Origin of the sequence: Pseudomonas sp. 32_A, from assembly GCF_017490905.1 — a bacterium.
Classification (GTDB): domain Bacteria; phylum Pseudomonadota; class Gammaproteobacteria; order Pseudomonadales; family Pseudomonadaceae; genus Aquipseudomonas; species Aquipseudomonas inefficax.
In genome coordinates this window covers 1-439 of the sequence record NZ_JAFGYI010000368.1, presented here as the reverse complement: position 1 = coordinate 439, position 439 = coordinate 1, and the positions used below count along the sequence as shown (strand labels likewise).

The window sequence follows — 439 nt, the reverse complement described above, 5'->3', positions numbered from 1 at the left end:
GAACCCAACCGTATGGCAATGGCGCAAGCGCGTCGCCCTCGCCGGGAACGGCGACAGCGGGGAGTTCGGGAGCGAATGCGCAACTCCCAACGGCCAATGGTGGAGTTGCGGCGGCGGGTACATCATCGGCCACAAACGTGGGCAAGGTTGTTATCGACGGCAAGATCGGCGGCCAACTTGAGGCTCGTGGATGGACGCAGCAAGAAGTGCAAGCAGTCGTCAATGAGGGACCTGTCGGAACGACGATGGACAATCGATCTGCGGGGAAGACCCCAGACGGGTTGCCGAGAAATGATTCCGCATCCGTGTACGGTTCTAAGAGTGGTTATGTTGTGGTCAACGACCGGACCGGCGAAGTTGTCCAGGTGAGCGGTAAAAACGATCCTGGTTGGATTCCCGATAGTCGAATCAAATGGAAGTGAGTCGCGATGAATATTGA

1 protein-coding gene is annotated in these 439 nt (G+C 57.4%); it reads left to right on the top strand.

Features of this window, described 5'->3' with window-relative positions:
* On the top strand, positions 1-422 hold a 422-nt coding region (locus J5M58_RS27105), incomplete at its 5' end, for a colicin E5-related ribonuclease (protein ID WP_306795264.1).
* Between the last annotated feature and the right edge of the window lie 17 nt (positions 423-439).